This is a genomic window from Thalassobacillus cyri (genome assembly GCF_900107755.1).
GTDB classification, from domain to species: Bacteria; Bacillota; Bacilli; order Bacillales; family Halobacillaceae; genus Thalassobacillus; species Thalassobacillus cyri.
On record NZ_FNQR01000003.1, the window covers coordinates 1 to 17,385 of the forward strand.

Consider the following 17,385-nt stretch of genomic DNA (forward strand, 5'->3'; position numbering starts at 1 on the left):
ATCAAATCCAGGTTAAGTGGCATGAGTCCCGTCAAATACCGAGAACGTGCCCAGTTAACTGCTTGAATTAAAAAGTGTCCAATATTAAGGGGTCATTTCAGCAGCCCGAGGAAGCTTGCCAGGTCCCCCGCAGGAAAGAAATGAATGCGTAATCGCCTTGGGAGACACGACACGCATAAGCAGAACAGCAAAAGGGAAGGGCTCTTTCTTCCCGTTGATGGACTGCTTATGTCGCGAGTGTCTAGACGATGAAGCTGGAAAGCGAGTCGTTTCCCGGAACAACCTATTCCTCTCATGGTAACGGACCCAACTATCTCGATACTAAGTCTTCAGCAAAAGGAAGCTTTAACTGTATGACAAATCCCTCTCATTCCTATCATCCTAAAGTCACAGAGTTTAAAACTTCTATAAAATGGTTATAGCACATTAAAACACGGAAAGGATGTGAAGGAATGAAAGCAGTAACGTTTCAAGGAAAAGAAAACATGCAAGTGAAAGACGTTGAAGCTCCATCCATCCAACAACCGGATGATATGATCGTTAAAATTACAGCAAGTGGCATATGCGGCTCTGATCTCCATTTATACAAAGGTGGAATCGAGCCGGAACAGGATTACATCGTAGGACATGAACCGATGGGTATTGTCGAAGAGGTTGGCCCTGAAGTGAAGAACTTGAAAAAAGGTGACCGAGTCGTCATCCCATTCAACATTGGATGCGGCGAATGCTTTTTCTGTAAAAACCAAATGGAAAGCCAATGCGACAACTCCAATCCACATGGAGAAATAGGCGGCTTATTCGGTTTTACAGAAATGTTTGGTAACTTCCCAGGAGGCCAGGCAGAGTACTTAAGGGTACCTTATGCAGATTTCACTTCGTTCAAGGTTCCCGAAAACAGCAATCTGAATGATGAAAGTGTCCTATTCTTATCTGACGTCATCCCGACTGCTTACTGGAGCGTCGAGCACAGTGGTGTGAAAGAAGGTGACACTGTCATTGTATTAGGAAGCGGGCCAATCGGATTGATGGCTCAGAAGTTTGCTCGCTTGAAGGGTGCTGAGCGTGTTATCGCTGTCGATCAGGTCGACCATCGCCTCGAGCATGCCAAAAAGACTAACCAGGTAGAGACGTTCGATTTTAAAGAAAATCCAGACATCGGTGCTCTATTGCATGAAGAAACAAAAGGCGGTGCCGAGGTAGTCATCGATTGCGTCGGGATGGATGGAACGGTGCCTCCGAATGAAGAATTCGGTTCCGAACACGATAACCAGTTCGGTACGATCAGTCCGATTATGACAGCTTCTCAAGCTGTCCGTAAATTCGGTACTGTCCAATTGACTGGTGTCTATGGCACGGAAGCGAACGGCTTCCCGATCGGTGACTTCTTCAGCCGAAATGTTTCCCTGAAAATGGGACAGGCTCCGGTCATCCACTTGATGCCGAAGCTATATGATATGGTAGAAAATAACGAATTCGATCCGACTGATATCATCACCCACCGCATGTCGATTGATGATGCAGCCAAAGCCTATGATATTTTTGATAAAAAAGAAGACGGAAATATCAAGGTAGTCTTAAAACCGTAAAGCTATTCTTCCAAGACAGTGGTCCTCACTAAAGGGCTGCTGTTTTTTTCTGTTCTTTTCACTTATACGCATGTAACAGCCAGGAATAACAAAAGCTAAGGAGAAGAATGGATAAAAGGAGATAGAGCGATGCTTGATTCTACCCTGTTTTTATTTATGATGATCGGTTTGCTTGGCATCGGGTCCCAGTGGGTGGCCTGGCGTTTTCAATGGCCATCGATAGTCGTCATGTCGGTAGTCGGATTGCTAGCAGGACCCATTTTTGGTTTCATGAACCCGGAAGAAAATTTTGCGGGACTTTATGAACCGATTATTTCTGTTGCTGTAGCCATCATATTATTTGAAGGAAGCCTAAAGCTTTCTTTCCGGGAAATAAAAGGGATGGAACGCTCTGTGTTAAGAATTGTCACTCTCGGCGCATTCTTAGGATGGATACTCGGTTCCTTCGCTGCCCATTATGTAGCTGGACTGTCCTGGGCTGTATCATTTGTCATTGGCGGTCTGTTGATTGTCACCGGTCCTACTGTCGTCTTGCCAATGCTGAGACAGGCTAAATTAAAGCCGCGTCCTGCTTCTATTTTGAAATGGGAAGGCATCATTGTAGACCCGCTGGGTGCCTTGCTTGCCGTATTCTCATATGAAATCATTCGTTTTCTTGTACTGGAAGAAGTGGGCATGTCTGAACTGCTGCTATTTATCTTAGTATCCGGATTCGCTATCCTGCTTGGCTGGCTATTAGGTTGGTGCATCGCCTGGATGTTCAAACATGGGCATATTCCCGAGTTTCTTAAGTCACCGATTGTATTCGTCGTAGTTATTTTTTGTTTTACCATTCCGAATGAAATCATGCACGAAACCGGACTTCTTTCTGTGACTGCCATGGGGATTACGATGGCAAACTTGCAAATTTCTTCCATTAACGACATGCGTCATTTCAAAGAAAATATATCTGTATTGCTGATTTCAACGATTTTCATCATGCTGACAGCTTCATTATCATTAGATACATTAATTTCAATGCTTGAAATCAATATTCTTTTCTATGTAGTGTTGATGCTATTTATTGTGCGCCCCCTTTCCATCTGGATATCTACCATCCAAACGGAGCTGTCCGTACGCGAAAGGATTCTAGTCGGCTGGATAGCACCACGCGGAATTGTAGCGCTTACGGTATCTGGTTATTTTGCCAGTGTACTTGTTGATGAAGGTTTTACGGATGCCTCCATTTTAGTCCCATTAACATTTGGTCTGGTTTTTGCCACCGTTGTAGCCCATGGTTTTTCTATAACATGGCTGGCTCAAAAGTTAGGAATGGCCGCGAAAGAGAAACCAGGTATCCTGATTGTCGGCAGCAACCATTTCACTGTCAAGTTCGCTTCTACACTCCGTGATCTTGACATTCCCGTTCTGATTACCGAATCCTCCTGGAACCGTGTTCAGCTTGCGAAACAAAATGATTTCAAAAAAGTATATTATGGAGAAATATTAGCGGAGAAAACGGAGTACCGGTTAGATATGACCCCTTATGACAAGTTACTGGCTGGGACAGAACTGGATTCTTATAACGCTCTGGTCTGCACGAACTTTATGGCAGAGTTCGGACGAAGCAATGTTTACCAATTGAGCTTGAAATCAAATGAAGAGGGCCACCTGAATGACATTGCACATACTAACCATGGCACCATCTTATTTGAAGAAGGTATGAGCTGGGATGCTTTAATCAAACGGATGGAGGATGGCTTCTATTTCAAAACAGAGGAATTATCAGAGTCTTATTCCCTCGAAGATTACAAAGCGATGCTCCCTGAAGAAGCTGTGATGATCTTGATACAGAAAAAAGAAGGAGAAGTACAATTTTTCACAATCGAAAACAGTCTGGAAGGGCATCCGGGAGACAGGGTGCTGAGTCTGGTTCCACGTTCTTGATTTCCTCTCCTTTCATATTATTTACAGGTAATAATTGGTTTGGTAGCCTTAAGATAGGAACAAGGGGGAAGGATGAATATGAAAAGGATACTTAATTATCTGGCCGCCGCTGTTACTGTCCTATTGGTTGTCATTGGATTGATATTAACCTATCTGATCATCGCAGACCTTCAATATAATGAAGAAGACGAGGACTTCAATGAAAACGGCCATGAAACGAGTCAGCTCGTTATAAAGGTAAAGATTTGAAAAAAGCTTGTAGAAAGCCGAATGGCTTAGCTACAAGCTTTTTATGGTTATTTTGCTGAGCTCAAGTGCTTTTGATTTTCAAGTGACATAGCTGCCAGTCTATTCCGGTTAGTAGCCAGGATATAAACAGCAATGGTGCTGATAACGGCGACAATGATCGTGCCAATATTGAAGATGCCCTTTTCAGCAGTCCAGACAATCGTGTACCCTAAGCCACCGGCAAAAGTAGCATAATAAATGAATGGGATGATGGTTTTTCGAATGACATCCCCTTCCTTTCCTACTAATCCTACAACAGCGCTTGCCGCGACAACATTGTGAACACAAATCATATTCCCTGCTGCTCCTCCAACCGCCTGAAGTGCTACGATCCAGGGAGCATCCACCCCGATTTGTGAGCCGACATTGAATTGGAACAAGGAGAACATCATGTTGCTGACTGTGTTGCTTCCCGCAATAAAGGCGCCAAGTCCTCCTACGAATGTAGAGAACAGCGGCCAAAAGTCACCAGTCAATGCAGCAACACCAGTGGCTAATTCCATCGGCATACTTTCATAGCCGGAAGCGCCGCCACCGGAGTTTAAAAACACCTGGACCATCGGGACGGTGAAAACCAGTGCTGCTGATGCTGGTATCATTGTTTTACCTGAATGGGCCCATGCCTTTTTATAAGAGCTGCCACTCATTTGATGGATGAAGAACGTGATCAGAGATACTACAACAAATATGGTGCCTGGTAAATATAACGGCTGGAAACTGGCGGTAATTTCGGTACCGAATAGATTAGGAATTTCAACATTCCAGGCTTTGATCCACTCCAGAAATGGTAACGCTTTCAATCTTGTCAAAACAAGAAACAGCCCTATCAGCAGATATGGCGTCCAGGCGCGCATCATGCTCATGCTGCCGCTTTTATGAGCGACGTCCTTTATCTCGATTCTGCCAGTCCAGGATGGATCCCAATTGGCTTTGTCTTCAAAATCCCAATACTCTTCCTTCGGAGGCATCAAGAACCCTTTCTTAGCAGCCGGGACTACAATGGCAAGACCTACCAGCCCGCCTACCATGGAAGGGAACTCTGGTCCAAGTAAATTGGCGACAGCCACATATGGAATCGTCATTGCAAAGGCTGCAAACAGAGCGAACTTCCATACTTGAAGCCCTTCACTGAATGATTTGTTTTTCCCAAAAAACCTTGTCATCAGAGCTACTACAAAAAGCGGAATCAGCGTACCTACAATGGCATGAATGATAGCCACTCTCCCCCCAACCATCGTCACAAGGGAAAGGAAGTTATCGGTGATTGTGGCATCAGCAGCCAACCCTGTCTGAACACCGACAAGAATCGGTGTTCCGACTGCGCCGAACGAAACTGGTGTACTTTGGATCACCATCCCAGCCACAACTGCTGCCATGGCAGGAAAGCCTAAACCAACCAGCAACGGAACAGCTACCGCTGCAGGCGTTCCGAATCCCGCTGAACCTTCGATGAATGAACCGAACAGCCACGCGATGATAATGACCTGGATCCGTCTATCCGGTGATATATCGACAAACCCCTGGCGAATTGTTTTGATTCCGCCGCTCTCTTGTAAAGTATTTAATAAAAGTATTGCGCCAAATATGATATAGAGCAGCGTACCTGCGACAACCAATCCATTGACAGAAGCGGCAGCAACAATTGCACCAGGAACTTTCCAGACAAATAGGGCTAACAGGACCGCGACTATGTAGGAAATAGGCATGGCTTTGCTTGCCGGCCACCTGAGTCCTACAAGAAATACCCCCACCGCAATAATCGGTAACAGCGACAAAATTGCTAAGGTTCCAGTATTCATGAATCACCCTCCATTTTTAATTAACTGTTTCGCTAAGAAACGCCATACTCCTCCCATTGTTATTTCCTTAATATTAAAAAGCCAGGACTTTCGTTGATATAATGCTGTAGACTATGACAACCACTGTTAACAATTCAACCTAGTCCTGGCATAACACAAACTATTTCCTCAGGTACTGACGGAAACCGAGGTTTTTACTGTTTTATTTTTCAATGTTCCAATTTCGTCTATCTTGCATTCGACTACATCATCCGCTTTGATCAGATAGGCTCCCAACGGGCTGCCTGTCAAAATGCAGTCTCCAGGTTTTAGTGTCATCACCTTTGATAGATAGGAAACCATCTCTACTAACGGTACAATCATTAGATTGGTTGGACTGTTTTGTTTTTCCTCACCATTGATGTCCGCTTTTACGTGAATCTGATAGGGATCCAATTCTGTTTCGATATATGGTCCAAGCGGGGTGAAGGTATCGAACGACTTCCCAACCGTCCAATGTCCGTCATCATGGAAAAATTGCGGTGCAGTGACATCGTTCCCAACCGTATAACCGAACACATAATCCAGGACGTTTTCCTTCGATACATCCTTCATTTCTTTTCCGATGATTACAGCAAGTTCTGATTCGAATTTCACTTCATCAATCAAGTCAGGTATTTGAATGTCCTCTTCCGGACCGATGACAGATGAAGATGGTTTGAAAAAGAACACTGGCAGATCCGGAATCTGCTCAGGCAGTTCCTCTTTGCTCTTGACATAGTTGGCGCCGATACCGATTACTTTTCCCGGTGTCACAGGGGCCAGCAATTCGACTTCCTCCTCCTGCACTATTTCATCTGTATACTCCCAATCGGTAAGCATATCCCCTGTGATGATATGGATTCCATTATCGGTTACTACTCCAGCTCGTATGTTTCCATTATGAGTGAATCGCGCAAATTTCATATGACTTCCTCCATTCCAAAACGATTATTTTGCTGCTACTGTGTCTTTGACTACTTTTTTCACGTCCATGCAACGGCTCGGTGTCGGGAACAGTTTCCCTTTATTGAGCAGGTCATCCGGGTTGAAAACTTCTCTGATCCGGGTTTGTGCTTCCAGTTCTTCATCGGTGAAAATGAAGCGCATTTCTTCTTTCTTTTCAATTCCGACACCATGTTCGCCTGTAATCGATCCGCCAACATCTGCGCAGGCTTTCAAACAAGCGGTCCCTGCTTCAAGAGCTTTTTCTGTTTCACCAGGAACACGGGAATCAAATAGAATCAGCGGATGAAGATTTCCATCCCCAGCATGAAAAATGTTAGCAATCCTTAGGCCGGATTCCTTACTGATTTCGGATATCCGCTTCAAAACCTCTGGGAGCTTGCTTCTTGGGATAACGCCATCCTGTACTAAATAATCCGGAGATATCGCCCCCATTGCTCCAAAGCCGGTCTTTCTGTTCGCCCACCATTTGCCTCTTTCCTCTTCGCTCTCGGCTACTTTCACTTCTCTAACATTTCTTGATTTACAAACGGCAAGGATCTCCTCAATCTGTTCATCAATTCCTGCCTTGATTCCATCTACTTCAATCAATAGCAGCGCATCGATGTCCTTTGGATGACCGACTGGATAAGCGCCTGCTTCCACGCCTTCGATGGCTGTTTTATCCATCATCTCGAGCGCGGCAGGCACGATACCAGCCGAGATAATGCCAGAAACAGCCCGGCTCCCATCCTCAACGTTATCAAAGTAGGCAAGTACGGTTTGCTTTCCTTGTGGATTTTTCAAAATACGCACGGTGATCTTAGTGACAATCCCAAGCGTCCCTTCGGATCCTGTCAATAGACCCATCAGATCATAGCCAGGACTGTCCGGGATGCCCCCATCACTGATTTCGATCACTTCCCCATTTGGAAGCACAACTTCCAGTCCTAAAATATGATTAGTCGTGACTCCGTACTTCAGGCAGTGTGCTCCCCCGGCATTTTCCGCTACATTCCCACCAATCGTACAAACATATTGACTGGAAGGATCTGGTGCATAATAATAACCTTTGCTTGAAATTGAATTCGTCAATTTCAGGTTGACGAAACCGGGCTGTACGACCGCTTGCCGGTTTTCATAGTCGACACTGAGCAGGTTCCTCATTTTCCCCAGGCTGATGATCACTTCTCCATTCAAAGGAATCGCACCGCCACTCAAGCCAGTCCCGGCTCCACGTGCCAGGAACGGGAGGTCATGGACGGAACAATATCGCACAATCGCTGCTACTTCTTCTGTGTTCTTAGGGAAAACCACTGCTTTTGGCATCGCCTTATGGACGGTGAAGCCATCACAGTCATAAGAAAGCAGGTCTTCTTTTTCATAAAGGATTTCTGTCGGGCCAACGATGGCTTCCAGTTGAGCCACATGTACGTCTTTTCGCGTCTGTTTCTTTTTTCTGGATCTGAACAATCGAACTCACCCCTTACTCGAAGTTGCTTCCTGATTTGCCCCTATGTTTTCCTGATCTTTTTGATAAGCCCAATCAAGAAGCTGGACAGTGTGGACGATTTCACTTCTCCGGCCATACTTTTGTACGCCCATCGCCATTTGCAGCATGCAGCCTGGGTTGCCCATAGAAATCATTTCTATTTCATCCGGAACATTCTCCATTTTTCTTTCTAACACAGCTCCCGCCATTTCGGGATTTGTGATATTGTAGATCCCAGCGCTCCCGCAGCATGTATCTGCGTTGGCCATTTCCGTATATTCCACTCCCGGAATATCCTGCAAAAGCTGGCGTGGTTCATGACGGACACCCTGTCCATGAGCTAAATGACAGGCATCATGATACGTAATCTTCTTATTCACCGTACTTATCGGTTTTTCATAACCCGTGTCATAAAGGTACTTGGAGATGTCCTCTACTTTTTCAGAAAATAACTCAGCTTTTGCTTTCCATTCAGGGTCATCCTTGAATAATTCGGGATATTCCTTCAAAGCACAACCGCAGCCTGCCGCATTTACGACCACTTTTTCTTCTCCCTGAAAGGCTTCAATATTTTGTTTGGCGAGCTTCCTGCCCATATCCCGATCCCCCGCATGGACATGCAGAGCGCCACAGCAGGTCTGATTCTTAGGAATTACTACATCATTATCGTTGTGGGTTAATACATTAATGGTAGATTCATTGATATCACTGAACATGACATCCATAATACATCCGGTGAGCATCGCCACTCGTGCTTTAGGATTTCCTTTGGCTGGAATGAATTTATAATCTTTATATTTCTTTTGGACAGGCTGCTTCACCTCAGGCATGATCGCTTCCATATCAGCCAAATGTGCGGGCATGATATTAAGTGCTCCTGTCTTACGAACAGCGGATTGGATACCGCTTTTTTGATAGAATTTCAAAAGGCCGCTGACCGTCTGCATCCGCTCTGGATGAGGAAAAAGCCCCTTCAGGAAAAAGCTGCTGACTGCTCCCTTCCATCCTTTGAGTGGCATCGCCTTCCTTACCTGTCCCCGTGCTTCTTCTATCAAGCCGCCTACATCGACATCGGCCGGGCAGGCTGTAGTGCAAGCGCGGCAGTCGAGACATTGGAATACCGGGTCGGCAAACTGCGCATTAACGTTGAGCTTCCCTTCCGCTACCGATTTGATCAAATGGACACGCCCACGGGGAGAATGCTGCTCCTTTCCTGTCTCCAAATATGTAGGACAAGATTCTAAACACATTCCGCAATGGACACAGTCGGCCCATTTATTTTCGTCGGGATGATCCATCAATAGATAATTGCTGGAACTGTTGTCAGCACATGGCGGGGCTGCTTCTTCCAGTTGAGCTGCTAAACTTTTAGCCATCTATATCCCTCCTACAAAACGCTGATGGTTTAACGTGTTGTTTGGGTCATTTTTCTTCTTTATGCCTTCGAACAAGAAAAAGTAAGCGGGCTTGTGTCCCCACACATCGATTTCATGCCGAAGTGTGTATGGCAAATGTTTCACTATCGCATAGCCCTTCTTGTCTTCTGCTCGATAACGGAGCCGTACAATAGCCTGCTTGACTTCACTTTCAACACCAGTGCATATAGCGTTGGTGATCCCGTGGCCTAATCCACCATGCATTTCGATCGTCAACAGATTGGCTTTCTGTAACGTTTCCGCTTCTGCAAGCCATTCGAACACATTCATATTTTTGCTGCCTATTTTAACTACAGCCCTGGTTCTATTTGATTCGTAATCTGTAAGGCTGTTCGGTGCAATTTTAGAGAAAGCGTTCCAAAACGCTGTTGCTTCGGTTTCACTTGAAACATCCATGGCCATTCCTTCCGGCTTATTGTCTTTTATCCACTGTTCCTGATAGCGGACTGAGTTTTCCACATCTTCAAACGCAGCGAGTAACGTATAGGTATCACGATTAAACAGTTTCTTAGAAAGGGCAGGATTCACCATTTCCAGAGTAGCGGGCTCTATCATAGAATCTTGTATTTTTACCACAAATGTTTTCAAATCTTGCAGCTGTTCCTTTGATACAAAAAGCTTTACTAGACTTTCACATTTTGGTAGAGGTCGCAATTTCATCGTAATTTCCGTTATGACTCCTAACGTGCCCATCGATCCGATAAATAGTTTATTCATGTCATAGCCCGCGACATTTTTAACCACTTTACCACCGGTACGGATGACCGTCCCATCTGGATAGACCACTCTTAATCCGATAACAAGATCTCTTGCCGAGCCATACTTCATCCTTTTGGGACCGCTTTCATTTGCGGCGATGACACCGCCAATGGTCGCCTGTTCCGGCCAGGCTGGGTCAATGGAAGCCATCTGATCAAACTCACGAAGAAAATCCTGTAATTCCTTGATGGTAGTCCCCGGACGAACGGTAACGGTCATGTCACCGGCAGTATGCTCAACGACTCCTTTATACTGTGACAACGAAAGGAGGATATCATAGTCATTTTTCAAACCGCCATACCCCCGCTTTGTACCTCCGGAAATAATAGCTACCTTTTTGCCGTCTTTATTTGCTTTGCGAAGAATATCCGCGATGTCTGCCTCACTCTCCGGCGCTACAACTTCAGCACCGTCGTTTCCGAATTTCTCATCTTTAAAAATAGACGAAGCTGCCGTTGAAGCTTGAGGCATATCCTGAATTTCCATCCCATCCACCTCTTTTGTTTAGGATCCGCGTCAAAGTGTATCAATAGTTTCCATCCTGATTTAAGAATGTAAGGGGAGGGAAACGACTCGCTTTCCGCGGGGAAGACGGCAAGCCTCCTCAGGCTTTCAGCCATGTGGGGTCTTGCCAGTCCTTCCATTCCCGCAGGAGTCTCGCCGCTTCCCTTCCCCTTTATTAAGATTAGTGAATAGAAACCTTCTTGATGTAAATCAATGTACTCCAAACAGTACTGTTTTAGTATATAGAATCAATTTACTGTAATGACAAAACAAGAAATTCAATTAAGTTTGGCACGTCTTGTTCAACCTCGGACAACATTGCAGGTTGTAACCGCAGTAAGTGAATGCCTTGTACATTTATAAAAGACTAACAACCAAACATTTAGTAACGCTTTCTACAAAAGGAGCCACTAACTTATCGTTAATGGCTCTTGTTCAGTTCCTTTACCTTTTCGCCAATTCTTTGGACTTGGCATCGATGCGGCGGCGATGCAGGATTGGCTCTGTATACCCGCTAGGCTGCTCGCAACCTTTGAAGACCAGGTCACATGCTGCCTGGAAGGCTACAGATTGGTCATAATCATCAGCCATCGGACGGTAATTTGCATCTCCGGCATTTTGCTCGTCAACGATTTTCGCCATCCGTTTCAATGTCTCCATTACTTGCTCTTCGGTGCAGATGCCATGATGGAGCCAGTTCGCGATGTGCTGGCTGGAAATACGAAGGGTCGCGCGGTCTTCCATCAAATCGATATTATTGATATCCGGAACCTTAGAGCAGCCTACCCCATGTTCAACCCAGCGGACGACATAGCCAAGAATCCCTTGTGCGTTATTATCCAATTCCTCCTGGACTTCCTCCTGGCTCCAATTCGGGTTTTCGGCAACCGGAATCTGCAAAATTTCATCCTCATAGCTTCCCGTTGAAGAAGCAAGCTCATTTTGTACTTCAGCAACGTCAATCTGATGATAATGAAGCGCATGCAGTGTTGCGGCAGTAGGAGAAGGCACCCAGGCCGTGTTGGCACCAGCTTTCAGCTGTCCGCCTTTTTGTTCCAGCATGGCAGCCATCAAATCAGGCATCGCCCACATTCCTTTACCGATTTGTGCCTTACCGCGGAAACCGCTGTAAAGGCCGACACTGACATTCGACTTCTCATAGGCGCTCAGCCATGTAGAGCCCTTCATATCACCTTTTCTGATCATCGGTCCTGCTTCCATAGATGTATGGATTTCATCTCCGGTCCGATCTAAGAAGCCTGTGTTGATGAATGCGATACGATCTTTTACTTTACTGATACAGTTCTTTAAGTTAAGGGTTGTGCGTCGTTCTTCATCCATGACACCGATTTTCAAAGTATTCCTTTCATATCCAAGCAAGTCTTCTGTACGTTTGAATAGTTCCTCAGCAAATGCAACTTCTTCAGAACCATGCATTTTTGGCTTTACGATATAAACAGAGCCTTTGCGAGAGTTCTGGTATTGTCCATTTCCTAATACATCATGCTTAGCAAGCAGACCGGTGATTACCGTATCAAGGATCCCTTCTGGAACCTCTTCCCCTTTTTCATCCAGCACTGCGTTATTGGTCATCAAATGGCCAACATTTCTGGCAAACATCAGGGAACGGCCGGAAAGCGTCAACTCACCGCCATCAGGAGTAATATAAGAACGATCCGGATTCAGCTTACGTGTCATTTCTTTTTTAGCTTTTTGGAAAGTAACGCTCAGATCGCCTTTCAAGAGACCAAGGTAATTTCGGTAGACAAGCACTTTATCTTCTGCATCTACAGCTGTGACAGAATCTTCAAAGTCCATGATAGTAGTTAAAGCGGATTCTACCAGGACATCTTTCACCCCAGCCTGATCTGTTCTTCCGATTGGATGGCTGTGGTCAATCTGAATCTCAAGATGGATACCATTGTTTTTCAGCAGTATTGCCTCAGGCTCCTCCTGCTCTCCAATATAACCGGCAAATTGAGATGGGTCTTCAAGACCTACGCTGCTTCCATCCGTCAATTCGGCAGATAGCTTGCTCCCGCTGACTTTGTAGGCGGTTACATTTTTATGAGACCCTTCTTTTAAAGCAGCCGTCTCATCAAGGAACCCTTTGGAATAGGCAATGACTTTATCTCCTCGGACCGGATTGTACTCCCCTTTGATTTCCGCGCCATCTTCTTCACTGATGGCATCCGTCCCATATAAGGCATCATACAGGCTGCCCCAGCGCGCATTGGCGGCATTGATAGCATAGCGGGCATTATTGACCGGTACGACCAGCTGTGGGCCAGCTTGTACAGTGATTTCATCATCGACATTTTTTGTCGTCACTTCAAAATCGTCGACCTCCGGCTCTAAATAACTCATATCGCTTAAAAAAGATTTATATTTTTCATAGTTGAAGCTCTGGTTTTCTTTATGCCAGGCATCGATTTTCTTTTGAATATCTTCACGCTTTTTCAATAACGCCCTATTTTCAGGGGCGAGATTCTGGATGATCGCATCCAATCCAGCCCAAAAGTCTTCACTTGTAACCCCGCTTTCCGGGATAGCTTCGTCATTAATGAATGAATAAAGTTCAGGAGCTACTTGAAGATTACCGATTTGTACGTAGTCTTTCACTGTAAATTCCTCCTTAAGATCAATGATTAGAATAGATAGCAGGGTAAATTGACACATCAATAGGAGTAACGATCCAAAATTCCGAATTTTCTATCCATTCGTTATCATTTATCTTATAATAAAAGCGAACATATCGAAAATACATATTTGGAATTAACATTATTCCTTTTAGTTATAGTACAATAAATACATATCAAAAACTGTTTTATTACAGAGGTCCAAAATACTAAACAGGAGTGATTGATGTGGATATCCGCCATCTGGAATACTTTTCAGAGGTAGCAAAACAGCTGAGTTTCACCAAAGCCGCTTCCACCCTGCATGTGTCACAGCCCTCCCTCAGCAAAGCGATCAAGCAGCTGGAGGATGAGCTGGGCGTACCATTATTTTACCGCGCCAAGCAATTGACCTTGACCGATGCCGGAAAGGCCGTCCTGGTCAACGCTAAAAATGTGCTGGATGCTTTCCATAATCTGAATTCAGAACTGAATGACGTCATTGATTTAAAAAAAGGAGAAGTGAAAATCGGCATTCCCCCGATTATCGGTGCTGCTTTCTTTTCCAGCATCATCACCCGTTATAAAGAGGAGTATCCGCAAGTGGAAATCCTGCTGAATGAGGTCGGGTCAAAAATGATTAAGCAGGGCGTAGAAGACGGTTCACTGGATATTGGGCTGGTCTGTAATTTACCCGCGAAAAAACAAGAGTTATTCGAAATGATTGAAGTCATCAATGATCCACTGACGTTGCTTGTACACAAACATCATCATTTAGCCAATAAAGAACAGGTTGATCTCGCAGAACTTGAAGATGAACCTTTCATTTTATACCGTCAGGATTTTACCCTCCATGACCGGATCATCGAAGAATGCTCGAAAAGAGGTTTTACTCCCAATGTCGTCTGTCACAGTTCCCAGCGTGATTTTATGATTGAAATGGTTGAGGCAAAACTCGGAGTCGCTTTGCTTCCTGGTAAAATTGCCAATGAAATTAACGGGCGAAGCCTGGTTACTGTTCCATTGATCAATTCCAATGCAAGTCTGGAGCTGGGGATGATATGGAAGAATAACAAATACCTTCCCTTTGCCGTACGTGAATTTATAGAAATGGCAAAGCAATCTTTAGCAAAGGAAGAAATGCATTCGATCGTAACTATGGATAGTTGAATCCCCTATTTAATAAACCCTTGCCAGCCAAGGGTTTATTTATTGCGATTTCATATCAAAAACATTAAAAAAATTACGGAAAATTTACAAAAACATGTTTAATTACCATTAATATCCGGAACACACCTAATGTAACTACTTTAAGGAGGTTTTAGTTTGTTGAAAAAATTTTCTGTAGTAGTAGTCATGTTTTTGGTAGCGCTTACAGGATTACATAATCCTGTCTTTGCGGACAATCACGGCGAGCCACCTGTCAAAGAGTTGGAACAGCAGTTCAAGGATTTGATTTATTTAGAGACCACAGAGGATGGCGAAGTGAAGAAGTATGATTCCATGGACAGGTTAGAAGAAGAAATGAAGGGTATCATGGTTTGGCCGCTGGCAGACCATTACTTGGATACCTATTTTGAAGAGCGAGACGGAAAGTTATATTTGAAAGAAATGGATGGTCCTGTTCAGTTGAATACCGACGAGGATTATACTCTGGAAAAGGTCAGCGATGATAAGTACAAACTGACCCAGCATGGGGAAAATCAACTTCGAGGCGAATACACATTGACCATCACCTACAGCTATGAAGCTGGTAAATGGGTATATGGTGACCGGATGAATCATGTTTCTTCTTCCGAGTCTGGCGGAGAGCTGCCCGACACAGCCACTTCCCTTCCAATCGTAATGGCTTCCGGCGGTGCTGTGATGGCAATTGGAGTACTTCTCCTTATTTTTAGAAGAAAGTCTACCGTCTAACTAAGGGTGTAGATACATGAAGAAGCTCGGTATTTTATTATTGATCACAGGACTAGTAATAATAGCCTGGAGCGGCTATTCCTGGTGGGAACAGACCCAGGCAGTCACCAACAATGCAGAAGAACTGCACCAGCAGTACGAGAATTGGGATGATACAGCCTATCAGCAACAGCTGACAGCCATCGATGACAAACAGAAGTACCATACCAAATCATATCAGCACGGAGATAGTGTCGGAAAGTTGGACATTCCCCGTATCGGCAGCCAATATGATGTCTACTGGGGTACGGGGGCTGATACACTTAAAAAAGGTGTAGGGATGTATGACAGCAAATGGACGGTCGCTCCGGACAATCCTGGCCATGTGGTTCTCTCCGGTCATCGTGATACGGTGTTCAGACAGCTGGATAAAGTAAAAGAAGGGGACCACCTTTATGTGAACTTTGAAGAAATGACGTATGATTATCAGATTCGTAAAACATGGATAACAAACGAAGAAGACCGTTCTGTCATCGTTGATAAAAACAAACCAACACTCACGTTGACTACTTGTTATCCCTTTGATTTTGTTGGTTCTGCACCAGACCGTTACATTGTTCAGGCAGAATTAGTGTCCGTAGACAAAAATGGATAAACACTAACAAGGCGCTGCTGTTGCAGCGCCTTGTTTAAAGAACACTTTTTCTCAAATTTTATAATATCTCATAAACTGTGGACAGGAAAACCGATCGCTTTGTCAGCCGCTTCCATGATGCTTTCTCCAAGAGTCGGATGAGCATGGACAACAAGAGAAACATCTTCTGCCGTAAGACCGGACTGAATAGCAACAGCAAGTTCATTAATTAACTCCGTCGCCCCTTCTCCTGCCACTTCTGCGGAAAGAATTGTCTGATCAAGTGAATCAACCAGCAACTTCACAAACCCTTTACCATTATTCATAGTTAACGACCTTCCATTATGGCTAAAAGGAAAATGGTGTACCTCCACTGTAACTCCTTCTGTTGTGAGTTTGTCTTGGGAAGGGCCAACAGTTGCAAGTGGCGGGTCGGAAAATACAACAGCAGGGATGACATGGTCAGCTATATCGACAATTTCTCCGCTGATGGCTTCTGCTGATAGCTTCCCTTGTAACGATGCCCGATGAGCCAGAGCCTGTCCAATGGTCACATCCCCAATGGCAAATATATGGGGCTGATTAGTACGACAGGCGGAGTCTATTGGAATGAATCCTTTCTCTGTCGCTTCAATTCCCGCTTTATCAATACGTAAGGCTTCTGTGTTTGGCTTTCTTCCAACAGTAACCAGCGCATAATCGGCTGAGATTTGCCTAGATTCTCCAAAGACTTCAAAGTTAACCACAACACCTTCGTTCGAACTTTCAACTTTAGAGACGTTTGCATCGTTATGAATGGCAACGTTCTCTCTTCCATTAAGCTCCTCCTGTACAAGTGTGCTCATTTCTGAAGAAAATCCTGAAAGTATCGAAGGAAGTCCCTCAAGGATAGTCACCTCTGTTCCGAAGTTTGCAAACATGGTTCCCAATTCTACTCCAATGTACCCACCTCCAATAACAGCGAGTGAGGAGGGCTTTTTATTTAATGATAAGGCTCCTTCAGAGGAAAGAATACGCTTACCAAAAGAAAATGCAGGAACGTTGACAGGCTGAGAACCTGTTGCGATGATGCATGAATCGAATGTCACTACCATATCTTCATCGCCGGAAACAGTTACTGTATGAGGATCGAGAAAAGCGGCGACTCCTTGTATGACTTTTACATTTCGATGCTGAAGCAATCCGGCAATCCCGTCGGTCAGCTGCCTGATAATATTATTTTTCCAGGCTTGCAATACTGCAAAGTCCACCTTCGCATCTGGAAAATGCACACCTGTAGCTGCAGCTTTGTCCGGTATTGCAGCGTAGTGACTGGCCTCGATCAGTGCTTTTGAGGGAATACAGCCGACATTTAAACAAGTACCTCCCAGCTTTTCTTTTTCTACTATGGTGACTTTCATTCCAAGCTGCGCTGCCCGTAATGCTGCCACGTAACCACCTGGACCAGCTCCAATAATAAGAACATCCGTATGAAGCATTTGAAT

13 protein-coding genes are annotated in these 17,385 nt (G+C 44.7%); 6 read left to right on the forward strand and 7 right to left on the reverse strand.

The annotated features are described in order from the left end of the window. Positions 1-452 precede the first annotated feature (452 nt). From BLV00_RS04165 to BLV00_RS21860, 3 genes are all read left to right on the forward strand, one after another. Positions 453-1,586 (forward strand): zinc-dependent alcohol dehydrogenase, encoded by a 1,134-nt coding sequence (locus tag BLV00_RS04165; RefSeq protein WP_093042743.1) that lies wholly within the window; start codon positions 453-455, stop codon positions 1,584-1,586. A gap of 129 nt (positions 1,587-1,715) precedes the next feature. Next, positions 1,716-3,512, forward strand: a complete 1,797-nt coding sequence (locus BLV00_RS04170) for a cation:proton antiporter (RefSeq protein WP_093042745.1) — start codon at positions 1,716-1,718, stop codon at positions 3,510-3,512. A 78-nt stretch (positions 3,513-3,590) separates the two neighbouring features. Next, the gene (locus BLV00_RS21860) at positions 3,591-3,761 is read left to right on the forward strand and encodes a hypothetical protein (protein ID WP_176791317.1); all 171 of its coding nucleotides are present in this window, start codon (positions 3,591-3,593) and stop codon (positions 3,759-3,761) included. Between the two features lie 47 nt (positions 3,762-3,808). On the opposite strand, the gene BLV00_RS04175 is transcribed toward BLV00_RS21860, so the two are convergent. The 6 genes from BLV00_RS04175 to BLV00_RS04200 form a co-directional block, all read right to left on the reverse strand. After that, complete coding sequence (locus BLV00_RS04175; protein WP_093042747.1) at positions 3,809-5,599, reverse strand: L-lactate permease; 1,791 nt, start codon at positions 5,597-5,599, stop codon at positions 3,809-3,811. A 168-nt stretch (positions 5,600-5,767) separates the two neighbouring features. Beyond that, complete coding sequence (locus tag BLV00_RS04180; protein ID WP_093042749.1) at positions 5,768-6,544, reverse strand: fumarylacetoacetate hydrolase family protein; 777 nt, start codon at positions 6,542-6,544, stop codon at positions 5,768-5,770. Between the two features lie 24 nt (positions 6,545-6,568). Next, positions 6,569-8,035, reverse strand: coding sequence for an FAD-binding oxidoreductase (locus tag BLV00_RS04185; protein WP_093042751.1), 1,467 nt, complete (start codon positions 8,033-8,035; stop codon positions 6,569-6,571). 6 nt (positions 8,036-8,041) lie between these two features. Next, the gene (locus tag BLV00_RS04190) at positions 8,042-9,430 is read right to left on the reverse strand and encodes a (Fe-S)-binding protein (protein ID WP_093042753.1); all 1,389 of its coding nucleotides are present in this window, start codon (positions 9,428-9,430) and stop codon (positions 8,042-8,044) included. Beyond that, positions 9,431-10,735: an FAD-binding oxidoreductase gene (locus BLV00_RS04195; protein WP_093042755.1), complete on the reverse strand. Its 1,305-nt coding sequence runs from the start codon at positions 10,733-10,735 to the stop codon at positions 9,431-9,433. A gap of 462 nt (positions 10,736-11,197) precedes the next feature. Beyond that, entirely contained in the window at positions 11,198-13,375 is a 2,178-nt protein-coding gene (locus BLV00_RS04200) for a malate synthase G (protein WP_093042757.1), read from the reverse strand. A gap of 245 nt (positions 13,376-13,620) precedes the next feature. Between BLV00_RS04200 and BLV00_RS04205 the strand changes: the two genes are divergently transcribed. The 3 genes from BLV00_RS04205 to BLV00_RS04215 all read left to right on the forward strand — a co-directional run bounded on the left by BLV00_RS04205 (position 13,621) and on the right by BLV00_RS04215 (position 15,922). Next, positions 13,621-14,541 (forward strand): LysR family transcriptional regulator, encoded by a 921-nt coding sequence (locus BLV00_RS04205; RefSeq protein ID WP_093042759.1) that lies wholly within the window; start codon positions 13,621-13,623, stop codon positions 14,539-14,541. A 156-nt stretch (positions 14,542-14,697) separates the two neighbouring features. Next, positions 14,698-15,288, forward strand: a complete 591-nt coding sequence (locus BLV00_RS04210; RefSeq protein ID WP_093042761.1) for an LPXTG cell wall anchor domain-containing protein — start codon at positions 14,698-14,700, stop codon at positions 15,286-15,288. A gap of 16 nt (positions 15,289-15,304) precedes the next feature. Then, positions 15,305-15,922: a class D sortase gene (locus BLV00_RS04215; protein ID WP_093042763.1), complete on the forward strand. Its 618-nt coding sequence runs from the start codon at positions 15,305-15,307 to the stop codon at positions 15,920-15,922. 68 nt (positions 15,923-15,990) lie between these two features. Here BLV00_RS04215 and lpdA read toward each other — a convergent pair whose 3' ends face one another. Continuing rightward, on the reverse strand, positions 15,991-17,379 hold the full coding sequence (lpdA, locus tag BLV00_RS04220) for a dihydrolipoyl dehydrogenase (protein ID WP_093042765.1): 1,389 nt from the start codon (positions 17,377-17,379) through the stop codon (positions 15,991-15,993). Positions 17,380-17,385 lie beyond the last annotated feature (6 nt).